We start from the raw sequence: 22,621 nt of genomic DNA, 5'->3' as shown, positions 1-22,621 counted from the left end.
TTTGCAACAGATAAATGATGGGAGCGCGCATAAAAATGCATATTTTGGTTTGACCCCATTATGCGTTTTTATGTCCGCGCGCCATGGGGGACTGACCCCAAAAGTTAAATTACTGTCGTTGCTTCCACTCCTCGAATTCGTCGGGAGTCATAAGCACTTTGCGCGATTTGCTGCCCTCGTGAGGGCCGACGATCCCGAGCTGAGAAAGCTCGACAATGATCCGGCGCGCGCGGGCGTAACCGACCCGCAGATGAGTCTGAAGCATTGACGCCGACGCCTCACCCGCGTATGCCACAAACTGTGCCGCTTCGAAAAGGAGGGCGTCGCGATCCCTGAGTTCCCCACTTACGTCTGATGCTACGTCTTCTAAGTCGATGGTGACTTTTTCCTCGAATCGCTGCTCGCGTATGTATCCTGTGAGAAACTCCATTTCCTTCTGCTGTATGAACGCGCCTTGCACGCGCTCTGCGCGCGATATGTTGCCTGGATCCAGCAGCATGTCTCCCTTTCCCTGGAGCTTCTCCGCGCCTTTTGTTCCAAGGATTGTCCGCGAATCAGTGTTGCTGGCGACCTGGAACGCTATGCGAGCCGTGATGTTGTTCTTGATGACGCCAGTAATCACGTCCACCGACGGGCGCTGCGTCGCGAGTATCAGATGGATGCCAACCGCTCTGGCTTTGGCTGTGAGCCGGCTTATCGAACTCTCCACCTCGCGCTTCGCGACGATCATCAGATCGCCCAGTTCATCAATGACTATCACTATTTTCGGCATCGCCTCGAGCTCTTTGTCCTGCTCTGCGATGGCGTTGTATTCATCAATGTGGACCACGCGCCGCCCCTGCAAGAGTATGTAGCGCTTCTCCATCTCGCGAACCGCCCACAGGAGCGCCTTGGCGGCTGGTTCCGGCTCATTTATCACGTCGCAAAGCAGGTGAGGCAGGCCACCGTAAAGCGTGAACTCGACGTATTTCGGATCGATCATGATGAACTTGAGTTCCTCGGGCCGGCAACGCATCAACAGGCAAGACACCAGGCAGTTGATGCAACATGATTTTCCCGCGCCTGTCGAGCCGGCAAGAAGCAAATGTGGCAGTTGCGCCAGGTCGAGTACGACCGGCTTGCCGGACATGTCCTTCCCTACCGCTACAGTAAGCATGTTGTGCGGAGCGGTCGGGCCCAACGAGTCAATGATATCTCCCAGAAACACAGAGTCGCGAACGTGGTTTGGCACTTCGATGCCAATCGCCTGCCGACCTGGAATAGGCGAATATATTCGGATATCAGGCGAACCCAGTGAGTAAGCGATGTCCTGTTCGAGCTCGGTGACGCGTTTGACCTTTTCACCAGTTCCCACTTCAACTTCAAACAAGGATACCGTCGGACCCGCTGTAACCTTGACAACCCGGGCATCCACATCCATACTCTGCAACGTCTGTTCTATAGCCACCTTGCGCTCATCATTAGTTTGCTTTGAGAAAGCTTTGTTATGACTGCGGTTGAGAATAGAAGCGGGGGGAAGTTTGTACTTGCCGCTCCTGGCGCGACTCATGTCAATTGCGAGTTGCCCGCAGGACTCCTCACGCACGGGGATCGGCTTTGTTGGTTTTGAGGGATACACCTTGGCCTCACCCATAAATTTCCCTGTTTCTTTTGGCGGAGAGCAGACGTCTTTGGCGTCACCAGTTTTGTTCTTCGCGCGCGCATCAAAGACGTCAAGCCTCGATCGCCCACTACCGCGTATGCGACGTGACACAAAGACCAACTGTTCCTCAAAGGCAACTACGATTCCAGCGAACAAGATAGCCATAGCGAAAACATAAGCGCCTACCTTGCCCGTGAGCCTTGTGAAAGGCCATGCTATGACCGCTCCAACGATTCCTCCGCCCCCGGACAGTTGTCCCGAGGCAAACATATCGCCGATCGGTTTGGGAATCTGCAGCAACGCCAGCGCCGAGACGCCAATCATGAACGCTCCGGCCGCCAGAAGGCCGATTCGCACGCCCGGTTTCTTCCACCCCGCGAACGTCACAATAGCGCACGCGCCGAACACAAACGGCATGGCGTACCTTCCAAGCCCGAGAAGCCATTCCAGAGCCGCGCGGATACCTCTCCCGAGTGGACCCACACTTGACGGAACGAAAACACACAAGAACAGAAAAATCGCACACGCCATGAATACGACACCGTACAACGCCCGCACTCTTCCCGGTGTCAGGCGCTCGACTTTTTCCCGTTCGGTTGCCGTGACAGAAGAATTTTTGACTTTCGATCCTGAATCGCGCTTACTGGAACTCTTCTGTTTTGCCTGCGCTCTTGTCAATCGCTAAACCTTCCCAACAAAACGCAACTGGGGTCAGGTCTGGATAGTTGCATTTACCACGTTATAGTATTCTTTCAGTATTGAAATCTCCCCTTTGCCCCAATCAGGCGCGGGTCAGATCGAGAGCAGGGGTTCAAGCCCGATGGTTAGTCCCGGCATGTCGGCGATAGCCTTCACGGCCATGATGACACCGGGCATGAAACATGAGCGATCTGTGGCATCGTGCCGTATCGTCAATGTCTGGCCCGGCGATCCGAAGATAACTTCCTGGCGCGCGACGAGCCCGTCGAGTCGGACGCTGTGTATATTCACCGGGCCAAGGCGCCCCCCGCGACATTCAATGACTTCGCTCTCGGACGTCGAAGGCGCTTGAGCAGCCGGCGTCACATCCCCTACCCTGCGCGCCGTAGCAATCGCGGTTCCGCTTGGCGAATCCTTTTTACCTCTGTGGTGAAATTCAACAATCTCACACTGGTCGAAAAATTTCGCGGCCGCCTCCGAGAACTTCATCATCAGAACCGCTCCAAGCGCGAAATTTGGGGCGATCAAGACGTTGGCGGAACCGTTGCGAGCTTTCGCATCAATCAAAGCAAGGTCATCGTCACCGATGCCGGTTGTCCCAACTACCGCATTGATGCCGTGATCGAGCGCCCACATTATGTTGGAAACAGATGCCGTGGCATGCGTAAAGTCCACAATCACATCTACGTCAACGCCATTAAGATAAGAGATGTCGCAAAGCGCTGGAACACCCGCGCATCTCACCTCGGCTCGCGAATTCGCGGGGTCAATCGCCGCGACGAGTTCGCACGTGGGATCCTCGAGAACCACGCGTGTGACCTGGCGTCCCATGTTGCCGAGAGCGCCCAATACCGCTACTTTGAGCATCATAACCTCCGATTACATCTCGCGCGTTATTCCCGCAAGGGAAAGCGCTCCTTGTTCAAAGGGCCCGATAACAGCAAGGCTCAAGGGCGTCGCGCCCCACGTTTCATCGAAGACCGTGCGGAGATCATCCATTGTGACTTTCTCAACACGACTCACGATCTCTTCGATGTCAAGGCGCTCACCGCCCGCAAGCTCAGAGCTCGTGAGACGATTCATCCGTGGCAAGCTCTTCCTCTATGAGACTGATGACTCGCGCCGCCTGGGACGGATGCGTGCCGGCATAGATTCCGACCATCCCAATCCCAATGAACAGCGCGCTGTAGGAGTAAATGGAGTACACAAGCCCCAGTTGCTCCCGTATGCGCTGAAACAGCCGCGAACTCATGCTGCCGCCCAGGAGGTTGTCCACGATCAAAAGCGCGAACCTGTCTGGATGACGCTTTGGCAGACCCTTGCCACCGATAGCGATATGAGCCTGTTCTGTTTCTTTCTCGACAATCCGGACGCTTGTCAATGGGGTGTCCATCGCGAGCGACCGGTTCTGCGGCGCGCCCGGCGCTAGATCCCGCATGTGTTCTTCCACCATGTCGCACAGATGTTCGTGATCCACAGCTCCACACGCGGTTACGACCACGCGCGACCCCACATAGTTCCGGCGATAGAACTCGCGAAAAAACTTCGCATCCACCGTTTTTATCACATCACTGTCGCCGAGGACGCTGTGCCCGATAGGGTTCTCTCCCCACATCGCGAATCCGAGATGATCGTGCACGAGTTCGTCCGGCGAATCGTTGTGCATGTTGATCTCCTCGAGCACGACCTGCCTCTCGGAGTTCAGTTCTTCAGGATCAAGAACCGAGTGCTGCGCCATCTCCATCACTATCTCTATCGCGCGGGGCAAATGCTCCTGCAACATTCGAGAGTAGATGCTGGTGTGCTCTCGACCGGTAGCCGCGTTGATATCCGCTCCGATGCAGTCAAACGCCTCGGCTATCTCGAGCGCGCTCAAGCGCGGCGTCCCCTTGAAGAGCATATGCTCCAGGAAGTGTGAGAGTCCCTGCTCGTCAAGACTCTCGTCTCGCGAGCCGGAATCTATCCACACGCCAAGCGATATCGACTTGACCTCGCTCATGCGCTCTGAAAGCACCCTTACTCCACTGTGGAGCTCGGTTCTCTTAAACGTCTGTTGCTGCGCCATCAGGCGCTCACTCCTGGGAAAGCTTGAGGCTGATCCGTCCATTGCCGTCGACGGCCTCTATCTCTACATCCACCTTGTCGCCAACGTTTACCACGTCTTCGACTCTGTCTATCCTGGTTTTGGAGAGTTTTGATATGTGAATGAGCCCATCCTTGCCGGGCGTGAGTTCCACAAAAGCCCCGAAGTTGGTCGTCTTGACGACAGTGCCATTATAGCGATCTCCTACCTCCGGATCCCTGGAGATAGCCTCAATAGCCTTCTGCACACACTTGACTTTTTCTGCGTCCTTGCCAAAGACAAATACCCGGCCATCCTTTTCTACGTCGATCTCAACGTCGTATTTCTCGATAAGCCCTCGGATGTTCTTGCCACCGGGGCCGATCATCTCGCCAATCTTATCAATCGGAATTTGCAGTTGAAGCACTCGTGGCGCGTTCGGTGAAACTTCGTCACGCGGCGCCGGCACCGCTTCCGTCATCGCCTTGATGATGAACGAACGTCCCTGCCTCGCCTGCTCGAGCGCGACCTTGATCACCTCAAAAGAAAGCCCGTGGCACTTGATGTCCATCTGCAGAGCTGTGACGCCTTCAATGGTTCCAGCAACCTTGAAATCCATATCGCCCGCGGAGTCCTCGAGCCCCTGAATATCCGAGAGAATCTTGAACTTCTCGCCATCCATCACAAGACCCATGGCAATTCCGCCAACGTGAGCTTCCCTCTTGAGCGGAACACCGGCATCCATCAACGCCATGCTGCTGCCGCATACCGAACCCATTGATGAAGAACCGTTCGACTCCAGCACCTCGGAGACAAGCCTGATCGTGTACGGAAAATCTTCTTCATCCGGTATAACAGGCTTGAGAGCTCTTTCCGCGAGCGAACCGTGCCCGATATCACGACGTTTCGGGCCTCTCATCGGGCGAGCCTCGCCTGTCGCAAACGGCGGGAAGTTGTAATGGTGCATGAAGCTCTTGGTTTCTGTAATGCCCAGGTCATCAAGCATCTGCTTCTCGCTGTGCGCGCCCAGCGTCGCAATCGTAAGCACCTGAGTCTCGCCACGTGTAAAAAGCGCGGTGCCGTGGGTCTTGGGCAAAAGTCCCACTTCGGTCGTCAGTTTACGGATCTGGAACGGCTTGCGTCCGTCCGGCCGTATGTCGAGTTCGGTTATCTGCTTGCGAAGAAGCTTCTTCTCGAGAGAATCGAACACGCCCTTCACCAGCGACTCACGTCCGTAATACGTCTCAAGGTAAGGTTGGGCAAACAACTTGCGAGCATCTTTGCGAATGAGGCTTCTTTCCTGCTTGCTCAGGTCGCTCGCCGAAGCGTCAAGGAGCGTTTTGCGCATCTGCTCCTCTACTTGTGGCTCTATCTCTTCGACGAGTCCACGGTTGAGAACCGCGCTTCCAACGGCGCGCGCGCACATGCCGACAACCTTTCGATACTTGTCGGAAAATTGTCCACGCGCTTCCAGGAGCACCTGCTCAAACATGTCGTTCAGTTTCTCGACGGCCTCGCTGTCCTTGTTCTTGTAAGCCACCATGAGCTTGCCGACCACGTCCTCGTAACGGGGCTCGAGAAACGCGTTGATACTGCTGAGAATTTCGCTCTTCGACTGCTCCTGCTTCTCCAGCCGAACAGCCGCGTCAACGACGTCAATCGCGTCAATGAGGTGCTGGATCGCCTCGTGCGCGACCTTCAGGCCCTCAACAATGTCGGTCTCGCTGATCTCGTTAGCCCCGGCTTCAACCATGAGTATCGACTCACGGTTTCCCGCTACCACAAGGTTCATGTCTGATTCGATTAACTCCTGGAAAATGGGGTTGATAATCCACCTGTCAGCGATCTTACCCACACGCACGCCCGCCAGCGGGCCGTCAAACGGGATGTTCGAGAGCGCGAGGGCGCATGACGCGCCCACAATGCCCAGCATGTCCGGCGGATTCACCTGGTCGGTCGACAGGACGGTAATTACGATTTGCAACTCATTTCGAAACTGCTTGTCAAAATTCGGCCTGAGTGTACGGTCAATTATCCTGGCGGTCAGCGTGGCCGTGTCGGTTGGCCTTCCTTCCCTTCTGAAGAAGCTTCCGGGAATCTTTCCGGCGGCGTAAAGCTTCTCCTCTACATCAACGGTCAACGGCAAAAAATCAATGGGTCTCAATTCGTCCGAGGCCACGACCGTCGCGAGCACTGACGTGCCTCCGCACGTCACCAGCGTGGCGGCATCGGCCTGCTTCGCCATTTTCCCTGTCTCGATTTCTATTTTCTTGCCGAATAGTTCAAACTCTCTGGAAATCAATCCCATAATAAAAAGAGCCTCCTTAGCTCTGATAACACGACGCCAATGTGAACTTGTGTTGTTTCAAGAACAAGATTGGTTTGGCGCCATGTCACCTCGCGTCCGCGCGTATTCCTATCTCCTCAATTCCAACTTCTTTATGAGAGCGCGATAGCCCTCGACATCCTCTTTCTTCAGGTAATTAAGCAACCTCCTCCTCCGGCCCACCTTCATCAACAGGCCCCTTCTCGTATGATGGTCTTTCTTGTGCAACTTCAGGTGCTCTGTCAGGTCATTGATCTCACGAGTAAGCAACGCGACCTGGACATTTGTCGAGCCGGTATCTGACTCGTGCGCTTTGTGCTCGTCGATTATCTTCTTTCGTCCCTCTTTATCCAGCATCACTTCTCCCGTTTTCTAGTGGAATGCATGTGATTATAACATAACGCCGTTTAGCGCGCGCGCGAACACAAAAAACGCATAATGGGGTTAAACCAAAATATGCGTTTTGCAACAGATAAATGGGAGTACTCATAAAAACGCATATTTTGGTTTGACCCCATTATGCGTTTTCTCACTTGAGGATCGCGCGGGTTTTCTTTACGTCTTTGCGCATTTGTTCGATCAACCGCTCCTCGCTTTCAAATTTTATCTCCTCCCGCAACCTCATGTGAAACTCGATCTCCAGAAGTTCGTCGTAAATGTTTCCGTCAAAATCGACAAGAAAAACTTCCAGCGCCGTTTCCGTGTCGGCAAACGTCGGGTTGCTTCCGATGTTGATCGCGCAAATGTATTTCCGATTTCCAAGAACCGCCTTGCCCGCGTAAACCCCGTCTGGAGGAACACAAAAGTTTTGCTCCAGCAGGAGGTTCGCCGTGGGAAAACCAAGCCGCTTTCCCCTGGAGTGCCCTGGTATAACTTTGCCGGTGATTATGTATGGCCTGCCCAGCCCAAGCATCACGTCGCGCATGCGACCCTCGACCACAAGGCCCCTGATGAGAGTGCTCGACAGTTGTCCCATCTCAACCGAAACAAGACTGGACACGCCGACCGAAAAACCCAGCCTCTTTCCCTCCCCGCGAAGAGTTTCAATATTCCCCGCGCCTCTACGGCCAAAGTGAAAGTTTTCGCCGACGCAAACATGCTGAGCGCCCAGATGTCCCGCAAGTATCTTCTCGCAGAACTGAACAGGCTCGAGAGACGAAAAGCCCCGGCTGAAAGAAACGGATATGACGTAGTCCAGGCCCAGCGATTCGAGTATCTCGATCTTTTTATAAGGAGCGGTTATCACGCACGGCTTCTCGCCGCAAACCACCTCACGTGGATTACGCTCGAATGTGAGCGCGACCGCCGGAACGCCTCTCTTTTCGGATTCCCTGACGCACTCGCGTATGATCTCCTGATGACCGCGATGGACGCCGTCAAAGACGCCGATTGTAACCACCGACTCTTTTGCGTGCTTATTGAAATCTCTCGTATGCTTGAGCGACATCATGACCGGGAATTACCTTCTGCAACATCAGACTCCACAACGCCGCCGTCACATGAGCGCGCGCGATCGTCCACCTGCCATGGACGCAAGACCCGTACAGCGCGCGCGTCTATGCCCTCGTCGTCCGGGCGCGCCGGGCCGTACAGGGCGATCAGGCTTCCCCGCGGGTCGAGCACCCGAAAGACTTCATCGGATACAGGCGCGTCGATGACGCCCGCCATTATTGGCTTGCCCATCGCGACCGCGCGCGCCTGTTCCATTGAAACACGCACTGTCGGCATTGTAGAAGTGGCATCCTCTATACTGATCGCCGCATCTGAGACACTGTCCGGGCGCTGGATATCGACATCCTCAAGCGACACGGCGTCCTCGATCGAAAACTGTCCCGACCTGGTTCGCCTGAGACGTGAAACGCACGCTCCACACCCGAGCAAATGACCGAGGTCATGAATCAGGCTCCTGACATACGTGCCTGGACCGCAGGTAATATCAAGAACCGCGAAAGGACCGTCAACGCCCGCGCCAAATTCCACAAGATCGATCGAATCGACCCGCACCGCTCTTTCCCGCGTTGAAACATGCACGCCGGCGCGCGCGTACTGATACAGCGGCCTGCCGTTATGTTTTACGGCTGAGTATGGGGGAGGCGCCTGCTTGTCCAAAGTTGCCAGTGTGGCAATGGCGCTTCCGACATCCTCTTTCGTTATGTCCGACGCGTCATGCGCGGAAACGACCTCGCCATCGATATCATAGGTGTCGGTTTCGACACCAAGCAAAGCCTCAGCCACGTACTCCTTCTGGCCAAAACCCAGGTAGCGAGTCAGCAGTGTCGCCCGCCCCAGACAGACCACGAGGACGCCTGTCGCCAGAGGATCGAGCGTCCCTGAGTGTCCGGCCTTTGACACGCCGGCGAGTGACGCCACGCGCGACACAACCTGCCTCGATGTCAACCCGGCGGGCTTATCTACTATCAGAACTCCGTCCTGAGGCAATTATCTCTTCCTTGAGCTCAAAGAGGGCTTCTGAAATGCTCGACTTCGATGACGTGTAACCCGCCGCGACTTTGTGCCCGCCACCTTTCAAGCGCCTTGCCACCACGCCGATGTCCACATCAATTCGCGACCTCAAGGACACCCTTATGGTCTTATCGGGAAGTTCCTTGAACAGCGCCACGACACGATGGCCACGCAACGAGCGAAGATTATCTATCATGTCCTCGGTCTCGTTCATCTTGACGCCGAATTTCTTCAAGTCATCTTGAGAGACGTAGCCGTAGATCAGGCTGAGCTCGCGGTCGTACACGGATCTCGTGAGAACTTCACCGGACAATCGCAGGTAAGCAAGCGAATCACTCTGATACACATTCTCGAAGACAGCGTGCGGCTTCACGCCGCGCTCGACGAGCTCCGCCGCCATGCGCAGCGTCTCAGCCGTCGTGTTGCTGAACTGGAAACGGCCTGTGTCTGTGACGATGCCGGCATAGAGGCAGCATGCCGCGTTAGCGTCCACGGTCAGCCCGAGGCTCTCAGCGGACATGTACAATACCTGTGACGCGGCTGCCGCATTCGCGTCGACCAGGTTCGCGTTTCCGAAATACGTGTTGTCCGGGTGATGGTCTATGTTCACAAGCGGCCCTTGCAGTGCGCGTTCCTTCAGCTCCTCCATCCTGCCGGCGTTCGCGCAATCCATGGCGAAAATGACGGGATCTTTTACTGTCAATCTGTCGGGCTGCGCCAGGATATCCATCCCCGGCAGGAACGAGTATTTCACCGGAATCTCAAAGGGCTCAGGCCAGCTTGCCTCGACTGCGTACCCCGAAGCTCGCAACATGAGACTGAGCCCCAGCACAGAACCTATCGCATCGCCGTCGGGGTACTGATGCCCCACAACCAGCGCCGATCGGCTTTTCCTCATGAAGCCGGCAACCTTTTCGAGCTCAGTTGTTTTCGACGTCGCCCCTCTCCTCCATTTCTTTCGACAGTCTTTTCATTATCGCCGAGAGGCGCACCGCCTCCTGGGCGATGTTTTCATGAACGATCTCTATCTCGGGCAGATATTTCAGGCGCAGGTGTTTCCCGATCCCTGAGCGCATGTATCCGCGCGCGCTCTCCAGCCCCGCAAGAGACTTTTCGACTTCATCCTCAGTTCCAAGAACGCTCACATAGACCCTGGCGTGTCTCAAGTCGGCGGACACCTTCACCGCTGTGATGGTCACAAAACCTACGCGCGGATCTTTCACTTCCCGCTGCAACAGTTCGGAGAGCACCTCTTTGCATGCCTCCTCTACCCTGCTCAATCTTCTGGACAAAAATATCCCTCGCCTTGCTTGAAAACGCATAATTTATGGGCGCTCCCATCATTTATCTGTTGCAAAACGCATATTTTGGTTTGACCCCATTATGCGTTTTCATTACCTGGGGATTTCACGCATCTCGTACACTTCGAGGATGTCGCCTTCCTTGATGTCATTAAAGCCCTCGACTCCGACGCCGCACTCGAACCCGGTGGTGACTGACTTGACATCATCCTTGAACCTTCGCAACGAATCGACCTTGCCATCGTGTACGACTACACCGTCCCGAACGACTCTCAAGCGCGAGTTGCGCGGGATCTCACCTTCAAGCACATATGAGCCTGCCACAGTTCCGCTTCCCGGAATCCTGAATACCTGCCTGACTTCCAGGCGACTGGTTACTTCCTCGACATATACCGGCGCGAGCATGCCTATAAGCGCGGACTCCATGTCCTCGATCAATTTGTAAATAACCTGGTATGTCCTTGTCTCGACCTCTTCGAGCTCGGCGGCCTTTGCGGCCTTGATATCCGGCCTTACGTTGAACCCGAGCACTATGGCGTCGCTCGCCGCGGCCAGCATGATGTCTGTCTCGGTAATGCCCCCCACGCCTCTGTGGATAACATGGAGCTTTACCTCTTCCTTCGGGAGTTTTTCAAGCGACTCCACGGTCGCCTCCAGGGAGCCTTGAGTGTCGGCTTTGAGCACAACTTTCAGTTCCTTGAGTTCCCCCTCTTTTATACGGTCAAAAAGATTCTCCAGCGAAATGTGTCTCGGCCCGCCTTGCTCACGCGCCTTTCTATTCATCCGTCGCTTATCCACGATCTGGCGAGCTCTCTTTTCGTCTTCCACAACCCTGAACTCGTCACTGGCCATTGGAACGCTTGACATCCCGAAAAGCTCAACCGGCATAGCCGGCTTCGCCTCCTCGACGGCGTTGCCTTTATCGTCGAACATAGCGCGTATTTTTCCCCATTCCGTCCCGAGCACGACCACGTCACCGATCCTGGCGGTTCCCCGCTGAACGAGCACTGTCGCCACCGGCCCGCGGGCCCGGTCGAGATTTGCCTCAATTACCACACCGCTCGCGCGCGCGGCGGGGTTTGCCTTCAATTCCTGGAGTTCCGCCACAAGCAAAATCATCTCGACGAGATTCTCGATGTTATCGCCTGCTTTAGCGCTTACATCTGCGAACACCGTCTCGCCACCCCACTCCTCAGGCAGCAGGCCTTTCTCGGACAACTGCTGACGCACCCTGACCGGATCCGCTTCCGGCTTGTCGATCTTGTTGACAGCGACGATGATCGGAACTTCCGCTTCCAGGGCGTGGTTCAGAGCCTCAATCGTTTGCGGCATGACCCCATCGTCGGCCGCCACAACGAGGACAGCGATATCGGTTATCCGCGCGCCGCGAGCCCTCATCGACGTAAACGATTCGTGCCCGGGCGTGTCGATGAACGTAATGGGCTTGCCGTGAAACGACACTTGATAAGCGCCGATGTGTTGCGTAATGCCCCCGTGCTCGCTCGAGACCACGTCCGTTTTGCGAATGGTGTCGAGAAGGAGCGTTTTCCCGTGATCCACGTGCCCCATCACGGTGACGACAGGCGGCTTCGGCTCGAGCTCCTCCGGATTTTCCACAATCTCCTCGAACTCGTCCACTCTCTGCGGCTTGACTTTGATTTCTATGTCCAGATCATCTGAAAGCAACTTGAGCGCATCGTCCGATATTGCCTGATTGACCGTGAGCATCTCTCCAAACGACATTATTTTCCTGATAACCGCGGCAGGTGTCAGACCGGCTTTCTGTGCGAAATCCTTTACTGTAATTCCTGAAGACACTCGAAGTAGTTTGGCGGCAACAGTTGTCGGCGCCGACTTCGCGCGCGGCGCGGCGCGACGCCCTCGAGGTACATACTTGTAGAGCTTGCGCTCTCCCGGCGCGCCTCGACCGAACGTTTTTTTCGCGGCCGGCGCAACGCGCAATGCCTGCTTTTCTTTCTGTTTTTGAGCGGGTCGCTGCTGCGAAGGGGTCGGCGGTGGAACCGCTCTGGCTTCCCTTGATGCGGCCTCTTGATGTCTGCCGCGTGGAAGAGTTCCCGATTGTGGTCTCTGTCTCGCGGCAGCCACAGCCGTCGTCTTCGATGGCGGCGCCACTGCCTTTCTGGCAACAGGCGTAAACGGCTTTTCAGGCTTCTTAGCGGCGGGAGCTTTTTTTGCCGGCTTTGCCTGTTTCTTTGCCGCGGGAGCTTTCGCCTCAGGCTTAATCGCCTTCTTCGCTGCGGGTTTCTTTGCCGCGGGAGTTTTTTTTGCCGGCTTTGCCACTTTCTTAGAAGCGGGAGCTTTTGCTTCAGGCCTAACCGCCTTCTTCACGGCATGAGTTTTTTTTGCCGGCTTTGCAGGTTTCTTAACGGCGGGAGCTTTCGCCTCGGGCTTGACCGCTTTCTTCGCGGCGGGAGTTTTTTTTGCCGGCTTTGCAGGTTTCTTAACGGCGGGAGCTTTCGCCTCGGGCTTGACCGCTTTCTTCGCGGCGGGAGCTTTTTTTTTCGGCTTCTTTTTGGGCTTCTCGATTTTCACAGGCTCACGATTGAAAGAAACTCTTACCTTGTTAGCGTCCTCCTGGGTAACAGACGACAGATTTGTCTTGATCGGAATCTTCATTTTCTTCAGCCGATCTGAAACTTCTCTGTTGGATTTCCTTAATTCAGTTGCGAGTTCATGAACTCTGATGGCACTGGCCAATGTCTATGCGATCCCCCTCGAAAACGACTCGATCTCCTCAAATATACGCGCGGGCGCGCATGTCTTGAGAGACCTGCTTATTTTGTCTTGCCGCCTCGCCCGATCAATGCATTCCCCGTTGGGACATACGTAAGCGCCCCTTCCCTTCATTTTGACATTCCCGCGCGATACCATCCATCCACTGTCAACGCCAACTCTTATCATCTGACTCTTGGGCTTTTTTCCATCACACCCGACACATGTCCGGATGGATATTTTCAATGTCACGCACCTCCGTCAGCTTCATCCTCGATCGCCCCGATTGCCGACTCTTCTTTCTTGTCGACTTCCGGCACTGCCATGCCCTCGTCGCAGCAGTTTCCCAATTCGGCATTATCCGCTGCTTGCTCATCGGCAACGGCGATCGCGACCGCGGGCTTCGCTTCTTCCTCCAGAGGAGCAACCTCCTGGACCGTAACCGTGCCAGCTTCTATCATCTCCCCCATTTTCCGGTGAGCGGGCATGCCACAGAATTCCGATCCAGGCCTTGCGTTGTTCTTGCACCTGTGTCCGGATGCTGTAATCGCGCGACAGTGCGACACTTCTTCCTCGACAATGTCACCGGATGGCTCATTCTCGTCCCGGATAGCCGCCTCTCTGGCTTGCGTTTCTGAAAGTATGTCGATGCGCCAGCCCGTAAGCTTTGCAGCAAGCCGCGCATTCTGTCCTTCTTTACCGATAGCGAGCGACAACTGGTGATCCGGAACAACGACTTCAGCGGTCAGGCTGCCAGGATTGACGATAACCTCCCTGACCTTCGCCGGGCTTATCGCGTTAGCCACGAACTCGGCGGGGTTTTCGCTCCATTCGATTATGTCGATCTTCTCGCCACGAAGCTCGCTTACTATCATGCGCACCCTTGATCCGTTGGCGCCTACACACGCTCCGACCGGATCCACGTTAGAGTCGTTTGAAGATACCGCTACCTTCGACCGCTGTCCGCCCTCCCTGGCCACCGCCTTGATTTCGACAATTCCATCGTAGATTTCCGGCACCTCGAGCTCGAACAAGCGCTTCAACAACCCCGGGTGGGTTCGCGACACCATGATCTGTGGGCCCTTGCTGGTTCTCCGGACGTCCACGATATACACCTTTACTCTTGCCCCATGCTCGTAGCGCTCCGCGCGAATCTGCTCGCTTTGCGGCAAAAGCGCCTCGACCTTGCCAAGGTCTATTAGCGTGTATCGTTGGTCGCTTTGCTGGACAATACCTGTGACGATATCACCTTCTCGACCGTGATACTCATCGAACATCAGATCACGCTCCGCCTCGCGGATGCGTTGGATTATTACTTGCTTGGCGGTCTGTGCCGCTATCCTGCCGAAGTTCTCAGGAGTCACATCTACATCCTCGGGTTCGCCTTTCGCATTCAGGCGGGCCTCAAAGACCCGAATATCGTCACTTTCAGAATCTATTTCGATGTGGCCGTCAATTTCCTCTTCGGCATCATCACTATAGTTTTTTCTGTACGCGGCCAGCAGAGCGTCTTTCAGCGCTTCCAGGACTGTTTCCGCAGGTAGCCTCTTCTCCCTCTCTATCTGCTTTAACACGTCCATCAGTTTGAACTTCACCTGACAACACTTCCTTGTGTTCCGTCCTATAGATATCCTGGCATTCGAACATCGATGCTATTGCCTTTTACAGCACACGTTGACGTCCACCAATCACGCTATCTACCACGGTAGCTCCGGATCCAGGCGGGCCGAAGAGATGCTCTCGTAACTGAGCTCCATACTCTCCTGTCCCACCTCGAGTTTTATCGATCCATCTCCTGCATCCCTCAGGAATCCACACAAACTCCGCGTTCCCTCGTAAGGCTGGCGAAGGTTAAGCCTAATTCTTTTTCCCACGTTTCGGGCGTAACTTTCAGGCTTGTCTAACGGCATCTCGATTCCCGGGCTCATCACTTCGATCACGTAAGGCTCAGCCATCACGCTCTCACGCTCCAGCACTAAAGAGATAAGTTCGCTCGCCTTCGCGCAATCATCAAGATTGACGCCACCATCTTTGTCTATCGCAATCTGCAGGTGGACGCAATCGTTCTGTCGCACAACACCGACATCCACCACAACGCATGAAAGCCCTCGCATGAGGTCACGGGTCACATCCATCACTCTCTCGCCAAGGTTTTCCCCGGTCACGGTTTTACCTCCAACAAAGCGCTACTGTAAATAAAAAGTGGGCTATCTCGCCCACTCATAAAGAGCGCTCTCAAGTTCGAGGTCAGAATAACACAAAATTATCCCGACACGCAATTCCTAATACGCATAATGGGGTCAAACCAAAATATGCGTTTTTATGGGCGCTCCCATCATCTATCTGTTACAAAACGCATATTTTGGTTTGACCCCATTATGCATTATGCGGTTGTATTTTTACTTTGGCGCTAGCGTCCATACAAGAAAAAGGGTCGTCGTTCCGAAGACAACGCCCAGCACGATGGTGATGCGATCCAGGTTCTTCTCTACTATGGAGGTGCCCGAAAAAAGCCCTCCGCTCGCTCCTCCCAGAAGACTGGAAAGCCCACCTCCACTGCCAGTATGAAGCAGAACCGAAACCACAAGGCCTATCGACACCGCTATATGGATTACCAGTACGACCACTTTTAATATGTTCATGTGGGTAGATTGTAGAGTTAACCGAACAAATGCGCAACGTCAACGTTTGAACAGTGAAACCCCTGTCATTTCCACCGGCACCGGCAACCCCAGTATCTCGAGCACGGTCGGAGCAATGTCACAGAGCGCGCCGCCTTCGCGCAGGGATCGCATCGAAGGAGTACAGTTGATAAACGGCACCGGGGATGTGGAGTGGGCGGTACACACTTGGCCGTGTTCGAGCATATGATCGGCGTTTCCGTGATCCGCAGTCACAAATCCCGCGCCACCTGCCTCAAAGACCGCATCCATCACCTTTCCCACGCATTCGTCAACCGTCTCGACCGCCTTGATTGTCCTTTCCATGAAACCGGTATGCCCCACCATGTCACAGTTCGCGAAATTCAACACGATAAAATCATAGACGCCGCTTTCGACACGTCTAACCGTCTCGTCCGCGACCTCGAAGGCGCTCATCTCCGGCTTCTTGTCGTATGTGGTGACCCCGGGCGATGGAACCAGCACCCTGTCTTCTCCGATCTTTGGAGTTTCTACGCCGCCGTTGAAAAAATAGGTGACGTGCGCGTATTTCTCCGTCTCCGCGATACGCAACTGCCTCTTGCCGTGCTCCGCGAGCGCATCCGCGAGTGTTCCTGTTACCGGTTCCGGTGGGAATGCGACACGGGCGTCGATACGGTCATCGTACTCGGTCATAGTAACCAGATAGGGAAATTCAGCTTCTCCCCTGTCAAAGCTGTTGCAACTCCTGCTCCCGAGCGCGCGGACCAGTTGCCTCGGCCTGTCCGGCCGGAAGTTGAAAAAAATCACCGAGTCGTCAGAAGACATGGGAGTTGGTTGGCCAACCACTCGCGGAACGAGAAACTCGTCGTTTATGCCATCCGCGTATGACATCTCTACCGCCTCCGTGGCCGAGGAAACACGAGGGGCGCGCGCGTGAACTATCGCATCGTATGCCAGCGCAGTCCTTTCCCACCGGTTGTCGCGATCCATCGCATAGTAACGGCCGGCAATAGTGCGGAGACGGCCTATTCCGTCGCCCGTGTGCCTGTCGAGCTCGTTCACGTACTCGAGCGCGCTTCTGGGCGGCACGTCACGACCGTCGAGGAACGCGTGTGTGACAACGTGAGAAAGTCCCGCCTCGCGCGCCATGTCAATGAGCGCGAAAAGGTGCTTGATGTGACTGTGAACGCCCCCATCCGACAAAAGCCCCATGAGATGAACTGTTCCGCCGGATACGCTCGCGTGCTTGATCGCCCCCAGCAACTCCCTGTTCTCGCGGAACGACCCGTCGCGCAAAGCCCCGTCGATTCGCTGATACTCCTGCCGCACAACCCTGCCAGCGCCGATGTTCAGGTGCCCAACCTCTGAGTTGCCCATCTGCCCCGGCGGGAGCCCGACCGCCTCGCCCGATGATTCGAGAGCCGTCCACGGGTACTTGCTCATCAGTTCATGCATCACCGGCGTCGACGCGCGCGCGATAGCGTTGGCTCTATCCGGCTTGCCGAGGCCCCAGCCGTCTAAGATCATGAGGATAAACGGACGCGGTACCGTCAAGTAAACCTCACGAGCCTGGCGAAGTCGGCGGCGTTCAAACTGACCCCGCCCACGAGCGCTCCATCTATGTTGGGCATGGCCATGAGTTCATCCACATTTGATGGCTTCACACTACCGCCGTACTGTATGCGTTGACGGTCCGCCAGATCCTGATCGTACATCCCGGCAACCGTTCTTCGAACAGTAGCGCAAACATCATCGGCATCCGATGCCGTAGCGGCCTTGCCAGTTCCAATCGCCCATACAGGCTCGTAAGCGATTACCACATTCAGCGCCTGTTCACGCTCCAATTGGAACAAACCACGCTTCACCTGGTTTGTCACGATGTCGTCAGTCTCGCCCGCTTCACGCTGCTTTAACGTCTCGCCACAGCACATGATAGGCGTAATCCCATGTTCTATCGCTGATATGACTTTGCGGTTGACCCCCTGGTCGGTTTCACCAAAGTACTGACGCCGCTCCGAGTGCCCGATAATGACATATCCAACACCAAGATCCAGGAGCATTTCCGGCGAAACCTCGCCGGTGTACGCGCCCGAGTCCTCCCAGTGCATGTTCTGAGCGCCAAGCCCTAACGCCATTTCCCCGGCCTCGATCACCTTCGACGCTTCCGGAATATCCACGAACGGCGGACACACCACCACTTCGACGGCGTCGTAGCCAGCGATCTCTTCCCACAGGTCACAGATGAGCGTCGCACCCTGCCGGGAAAGCAGGTTCATCTTCCAGTTCCCCGCGATGATGGGTTTTCTCAATTCTTCCTCCCTACTTGTCGGCCAGCACTTCTACCGCCGGAAGCTTCTTTCCTTCCAACAGCCTCATCGCCGCGCCGCCACCCGTAGAGACAAAGTCCATCTTGTCCTCTAGCCCGTACTGGCGCAGTGCCGCGTCCGAATCGCCACCTCCGACCACTGTGACGGCGCTCGCGCAGGCTATGCACTCGGCGATGCTCTTTGTCCCATTCGCGAAGGATGGCCACTCGAAGACTCCCATCGGCCCGTTCCAGAAAATCGTCTTCGCCTCTTTCAGGATCACGCGATACTTCTCTACGGTTCTGGGACCGATATCCAATCCCATCCAATCGGACGGGATAGCCTCTGTGGGCACGACCTTGAAGTTCGCGTTCCTGTCAAATCTGTCCGCCACCACGAAGTCGACTGGAACAACGATCCTCGAGCCTTTCTTGCGCGCCCTCTTCATGGTCATGGCAATCTGATGTATCTGGTCAACCTCTATCACGGACTGGCCTGTCCCAAGCCCCATGCTCTTGATAACGGTAAAACACAGGCCTCCGCCAGTTAGAATAAAGTCCGCGATATCGAGAAAGCTGTTGATGACACCGAGTTTGTCTGAGATCTTGTTGCCACCGAGAACCACCACGAAAGGCCTCTCCGGATCCTCCATCAGGTTGCCAAGCGTCTCCAATTCCTTTTCCATGAGCAGGCCCATGACGGCGGGCAGGTACCGCGTGACGCCTGTGATCGAGGCGTGAGCGCGATGACAGGCGCCAAAAGCGTCGTTAACGTATACGTCCGCGAGTTGCGCTAGGTGTTTCGAGAAATTGGGCAGGTTCTCTCGCTCTCCCGGATAAAAGCGCAGGTTTTCGAGCAGGATTATAGCGTCTTCGTTCTCTTTGATAGATTGGATGACCCTGGGGCCAACGCTTTCCTTGAGGCTGACAACCTGGCGCCCCAGCAACTCCGACAGGCGCTTGCCGACAGGCGCCATGCGAAGGCTCTCAACGATCTTTCCCCTGGGCCTCCCGAGATGCGACATGAGGATCGGGTGGGCGCCGTGATCGAGCAGGTAGTTGATCGTGGGCAACGCTCCCCTGATGCGGGTGTCGTCCACCACGTTTCTCTTGATGTCGAGTGGAACGTTGAAATCGACACGCACGAGCGCTTTCTTTCCGGAGACATCTATATCGCGAATGGTCTTCTTCGGCGGGTACAGCATCAAGCTCTTCTCCTATGCCATGACAAACTTGATCAGGTCAACAACGCGGTTCGAGTATCCCCATTCGTTGTCGTACCACGTGAGCACTTTCGCGAGATTGCCCATTGCCATCGTGGATTGCGCGTCGAACAATGACGAGTACGCGCTCCTCACGACATCCATCGAGACGATCGGATCCTCTGTGTACCCGAGGATGCCCTTGAAGCGCCCCTTGTCCGCCGCCGCCCTGACAGCATCGTTCAACTCTTCCTTTGTCACCTCGCGTCCCAGCTCCGCTACAAGGTCGACAACCGACCCGTCGAAGGTGGGAACTCTCATCGCGCACCCGTCGAGTTTACCTTTGAGCTCAGGAAGCACAAGCCCTGTGGCCCGTGCGGCGCCTGTTGACGTTGGAATAATCGACATCGCCGCCGCCCGGCTGCGCCTGAGGTCTTTGTGCGGGGCGTCAAGAATAACTTGATCGTTGGTATAAGCGTGTATGGTCGTCATGAAGCCACGCTCGAAGCCGAAGCTGTCCATGAGCACTTTCACCACCGGCACGAGCGCGTTTGTCGTGCAGGAAGCGTTGGATATGATGTCGTGCTTGTCCTTGTCGTACATATCCTCGTTGACGCCCAGAACCATGGTTATGTCCGGGTCGGTCGCGGGCGCCGAGATGATCACTTTTTTTGCCCCGGCCGACAGGTGACTTGCCGCCCTGTCGCGTTTGGTGAATAGCCCTGTCGATTCAACCACGATCTCGACACCAAGCTCTTTCCACGGCAACTTCTCGGGGTCGCGCTCACAGAGAACTTTGATCGGTTTTCCATCGACAACAAGCGCTCCGTCGGCGCCGGCCTCGACCTCTCCGCGATATGTTCCGTGGATAGAGTCGTACAGAAACAGGTGCCTCAACACCTCGAGATCGGCAAGGTCGTTTACCGCTACAATTTCGATATCCGGATTGGATATCGCGGCGCGGGTCACCAGCCTGCCGATCCGCCCGAAGCCATTTATTCCTACTTTGATTGCCATCTCATGCGCTCCTTTCACGTGAATTCACGATTACCGTTGTGTTAATTATTATAGCAGTACTTCCACATGAGGCCTCTCAACGCCAGGGGTCAACGCCAGGGGTCAGGCACCGTCTACCTCTCCGTCTACCGCTAAAGCGGTAGACGTCAGGGGTCAATGAGGGACTCGAGCTTTCGCATCCTTCCTTGAACGACCGCTTTCGATACCTGTGGATCGGCGAGCCGGGCCAGTTCAGCCAACGAAGCGTGCGGATACTTCATCCTCAGTTCCGCGATCTCCCGCAACTCAGGGGAAGCGTCATCAAGCATCTTCGTGGCGCTCAGAGCGGCACACGTCTCTCTCTGACGCGAAGACGCCACGGAAAGCCTGCGCGCGTTCGCCGCGTCGCAATTGACTTTACGGTTTACGGAGTTTCTGGTTGCGTTCATGATAGTGCGGCTCTCCCACTCGAGATGCGCGCTGTGCGCGCCCGTGATAGCCAAAAAATTCGATATTTGCTTGCGTCGTTTTAGATAAAGCACCGACTGTCCTCGCCGACGGCGATTGCCGGGCTCGAAGCCTCTTCGCCGGAACAACTTCTCGAGAGAGGCGGCCGCCTCTCTCGTCGAGAACTGGATTTCCAGGTCGGCCGGGCCGTATGGCTCGCTTACGTATCCACCACCAAGAAAAGCGCCACGAAGCGCGGACGCCGCGCAACAATCGTTTTTCGTAAGCCGGCGCGGCACCACGAGCTCGGGAGAGAGGCCAGTTCCCAGAATCCCGATTTCGTGGAGCGCCTGCTGAAACCCTGGTTGATCCGGCAGTTCGAGGCGATAGATCGCGCCGCGCCGGGGCGATCTCCTTGTCACCTTCACAAGCGATGTGTCCAGCTCGAACAGGGCATGAATAAGCGTGTATATTTTTCGGGCGGTATAGACACCAGACGATTCGGTCGCCAGCGCGTGTCCCGTCTGACCCCTGATCGCATACACGCCATCCATATGAAGGAGGGCCGAAAGCTCCGCCACCTGGCAGCAACGCCTGCCGGATCTTCGACGGCAAAGTTCCTCTTTGACGCGATGGACGCTACTCATCTCTACCTGTCGATGTCCCGATGTGAAACCATTATCGCGTGTCCCTCCCTGGCAAAAAGGCGGGAAAGCTCGGTTGCTATTACAACCGATCTATGCCTGCCGCCGGTGCATCCGATCCCGATCGACAGGTACGGCCTGCGCTCCCGCTGATAGCCCGGCAGGATGAATTCAATGAGGCCCTTGAACCTGTCGATAAACTCATGTGCGCCGGGACGATCCAGCACATATTTTTTGACACGCCTGTCGTCGCCTTTCAGATCGCGCAAATCCTGTACCCAGAAGGGATTCGGCAGAAACCGCACGTCGAAAATGATGTCGGCGTCGAGAGGATGACCATGCTTGTACCCAAAAGACATCAGCGATATTTTTGTTTTCTTTTCATTGCCACGTTCCCCAACAACTTCTTGTATCCTGTTCTGGAGCTCGTGAACGTTGATGCCGCCGGTATCTATCACGATATCCGACCGCTCCCTCAACGAGTTCAGCAATTTCCGCTCCGAAGCTATCATGCTCGCCACGCCAATGCCTTCGCTTTGCAACGGATGTATGCGGCGCGTCTCCGAGAACCGGCGCAACAGCACTTCGTCGGGAGCGTCTAAGAAAATGATTGTGTACGGCGTCGACTCGAGGCTCTCCAGCGCGGCCAGCAGTTCGGTAAAAACAACGCCGCCACGGACGTCCATTACAACCGCCAGCTTCTTGATGTTCTTGTCGGACATCCGCCCTGTCTCTACAACGTTCGTCAAAAGAGAAGCGGGAAGATTGTCTATGGCGTAATAGTCAAGATCCTCGAGACATTTGAGAGCCAGCGTCTTTCCCGCGCCAGACATCCCCGTCACTATGACAATCTCCATGCGAAGCCTCATCTGCTCAGAAACGGATCCTCACAAGAATCAGTGGGTACCCAAACCCCAGAAATCCTTGCCATGACGCCATCTCTCTCTAAATTCCGGTTGTTGCATTACTACCAGAAAAGAGGAAAGAAAAGCGCGCATCTCAAGTCTAATACGCCTGACGTTGAAACTCAACGAAATCGTGATAAACCCGTGTGTGTCAAAGCGGTGGCCGGGTTTCCCTGGACAGGTTATTGCGATTCTTAAGTGGTGAACTGCTCATCAAACTGCTCCGGTATCTGACTGATAACTGTCAACTGCAG

21 protein-coding genes are annotated in these 22,621 nt (G+C 55.5%); all 21 read right to left on the bottom strand.

Annotated features, from left to right (window positions below):
* Positions 1–109 precede the first annotated feature (109 nt).
* The 21 genes from CVT63_03895 to CVT63_03795 all read right to left on the bottom strand — a co-directional run bounded on the left by CVT63_03895 (position 110) and on the right by CVT63_03795 (position 22,331).
* Positions 110–2,320, bottom strand: a complete 2,211-nt coding sequence (locus tag CVT63_03895; protein PKQ28240.1) for a hypothetical protein — start codon at positions 2,318–2,320, stop codon at positions 110–112.
* 114 nt (positions 2,321–2,434) lie between these two features.
* The gene (locus tag CVT63_03890; protein ID PKQ28242.1) at positions 2,435–3,208 is read right to left on the bottom strand and encodes a 4-hydroxy-tetrahydrodipicolinate reductase; all 774 of its coding nucleotides are present in this window, start codon (positions 3,206–3,208) and stop codon (positions 2,435–2,437) included.
* A gap of 12 nt (positions 3,209–3,220) precedes the next feature.
* Complete coding sequence (locus CVT63_03885) at positions 3,221–3,424, bottom strand: hypothetical protein (protein ID PKQ28239.1); 204 nt, start codon at positions 3,422–3,424, stop codon at positions 3,221–3,223.
* Positions 3,402–4,448 (bottom strand): peptidase M16, encoded by a 1,047-nt coding sequence (locus tag CVT63_03880; GenBank protein PKQ28238.1) that lies wholly within the window; start codon positions 4,446–4,448, stop codon positions 3,402–3,404. The genes CVT63_03885 and CVT63_03880 overlap by 23 nt, the downstream gene beginning before the upstream one ends.
* Entirely contained in the window at positions 4,414–6,711 is a 2,298-nt protein-coding gene (locus CVT63_03875) for a polyribonucleotide nucleotidyltransferase (protein ID PKQ28237.1), read from the bottom strand. The genes CVT63_03880 and CVT63_03875 overlap by 35 nt, the downstream gene beginning before the upstream one ends.
* Before the next feature lie 108 nt (positions 6,712–6,819).
* Positions 6,820–7,086 (bottom strand): 30S ribosomal protein S15, encoded by a 267-nt coding sequence (locus CVT63_03870; GenBank protein ID PKQ28236.1) that lies wholly within the window; start codon positions 7,084–7,086, stop codon positions 6,820–6,822.
* Between the two features lie 172 nt (positions 7,087–7,258).
* On the bottom strand, positions 7,259–8,179 hold the full coding sequence (locus CVT63_03865) for a bifunctional riboflavin kinase/FAD synthetase (protein ID PKQ28235.1): 921 nt from the start codon (positions 8,177–8,179) through the stop codon (positions 7,259–7,261).
* On the bottom strand, positions 8,176–9,168 hold the full coding sequence (gene truB, locus CVT63_03860) for a tRNA pseudouridine(55) synthase TruB (GenBank protein ID PKQ28234.1): 993 nt from the start codon (positions 9,166–9,168) through the stop codon (positions 8,176–8,178). Before truB ends, CVT63_03865 begins: the two co-directional genes overlap by 4 nt.
* Complete coding sequence (locus CVT63_03855; GenBank protein PKQ28233.1) at positions 9,137–10,090, bottom strand: hypothetical protein; 954 nt, start codon at positions 10,088–10,090, stop codon at positions 9,137–9,139. The genes truB and CVT63_03855 overlap by 32 nt, the downstream gene beginning before the upstream one ends.
* A 22-nt stretch (positions 10,091–10,112) precedes the next feature.
* Positions 10,113–10,514 (bottom strand): ribosome-binding factor A, encoded by a 402-nt coding sequence (locus CVT63_03850; GenBank protein ID PKQ28232.1) that lies wholly within the window; start codon positions 10,512–10,514, stop codon positions 10,113–10,115.
* Between the two features lie 72 nt (positions 10,515–10,586).
* Positions 10,587–13,211 carry a translation initiation factor IF-2 gene (locus CVT63_03845; protein ID PKQ28231.1) on the bottom strand — a complete coding sequence of 875 codons (2,625 nt, stop codon included), beginning with the start codon at positions 13,209–13,211 and terminating at the stop codon, positions 10,587–10,589.
* A 3-nt stretch (positions 13,212–13,214) separates the two neighbouring features.
* Positions 13,215–13,472: a DUF448 domain-containing protein gene (locus CVT63_03840; protein PKQ28230.1), complete on the bottom strand. Its 258-nt coding sequence runs from the start codon at positions 13,470–13,472 to the stop codon at positions 13,215–13,217.
* A gap of 2 nt (positions 13,473–13,474) precedes the next feature.
* On the bottom strand, positions 13,475–14,821 hold the full coding sequence (locus CVT63_03835) for a transcription termination/antitermination protein NusA (protein PKQ28229.1): 1,347 nt from the start codon (positions 14,819–14,821) through the stop codon (positions 13,475–13,477).
* A gap of 102 nt (positions 14,822–14,923) precedes the next feature.
* Positions 14,924–15,391 (bottom strand): hypothetical protein, encoded by a 468-nt coding sequence (locus CVT63_03830; GenBank protein PKQ28228.1) that lies wholly within the window; start codon positions 15,389–15,391, stop codon positions 14,924–14,926.
* A gap of 234 nt (positions 15,392–15,625) precedes the next feature.
* On the bottom strand, positions 15,626–15,868 hold the full coding sequence (gene secG, locus CVT63_03825) for a preprotein translocase subunit SecG (protein PKQ28227.1): 243 nt from the start codon (positions 15,866–15,868) through the stop codon (positions 15,626–15,628).
* Positions 15,869–15,907: 39 nt separating this feature from the next.
* Positions 15,908–17,422 (bottom strand): 2,3-bisphosphoglycerate-independent phosphoglycerate mutase, encoded by a 1,515-nt coding sequence (locus CVT63_03820; protein PKQ28226.1) that lies wholly within the window; start codon positions 17,420–17,422, stop codon positions 15,908–15,910.
* Positions 17,419–18,177: a triose-phosphate isomerase gene (locus tag CVT63_03815; protein PKQ28225.1), complete on the bottom strand. Its 759-nt coding sequence runs from the start codon at positions 18,175–18,177 to the stop codon at positions 17,419–17,421. Before CVT63_03815 ends, CVT63_03820 begins: the two co-directional genes overlap by 4 nt.
* 10 nt (positions 18,178–18,187) lie before the next feature.
* On the bottom strand, positions 18,188–19,378 hold the full coding sequence (pgk, locus tag CVT63_03810; GenBank protein PKQ28241.1) for a phosphoglycerate kinase: 1,191 nt from the start codon (positions 19,376–19,378) through the stop codon (positions 18,188–18,190).
* Positions 19,379–19,390: 12 nt separating this feature from the next.
* Positions 19,391–20,392 carry a type I glyceraldehyde-3-phosphate dehydrogenase gene (gene gap, locus CVT63_03805; protein ID PKQ28224.1) on the bottom strand — a complete coding sequence of 334 codons (1,002 nt, stop codon included), beginning with the start codon at positions 20,390–20,392 and terminating at the stop codon, positions 19,391–19,393.
* Positions 20,393–20,538: 146 nt separating this feature from the next.
* Positions 20,539–21,465, bottom strand: coding sequence for a DNA-binding protein WhiA (whiA, locus tag CVT63_03800; protein PKQ28223.1), 927 nt, complete (start codon positions 21,463–21,465; stop codon positions 20,539–20,541).
* A 2-nt stretch (positions 21,466–21,467) separates the two neighbouring features.
* Positions 21,468–22,331, bottom strand: coding sequence for an RNase adapter RapZ (locus CVT63_03795; GenBank protein ID PKQ28222.1), 864 nt, complete (start codon positions 22,329–22,331; stop codon positions 21,468–21,470).
* Between the last annotated feature and the right edge of the window lie 290 nt (positions 22,332–22,621).

Origin of the sequence: Candidatus Anoxymicrobium japonicum (assembly GCA_002843005.1) — a bacterium.
Lineage (GTDB): Bacteria > Actinomycetota > Geothermincolia > Fen-727 > Anoxymicrobiaceae > Anoxymicrobium > Anoxymicrobium japonicum.
This window is presented reverse-complemented; position numbering and strand designations above follow the sequence as displayed.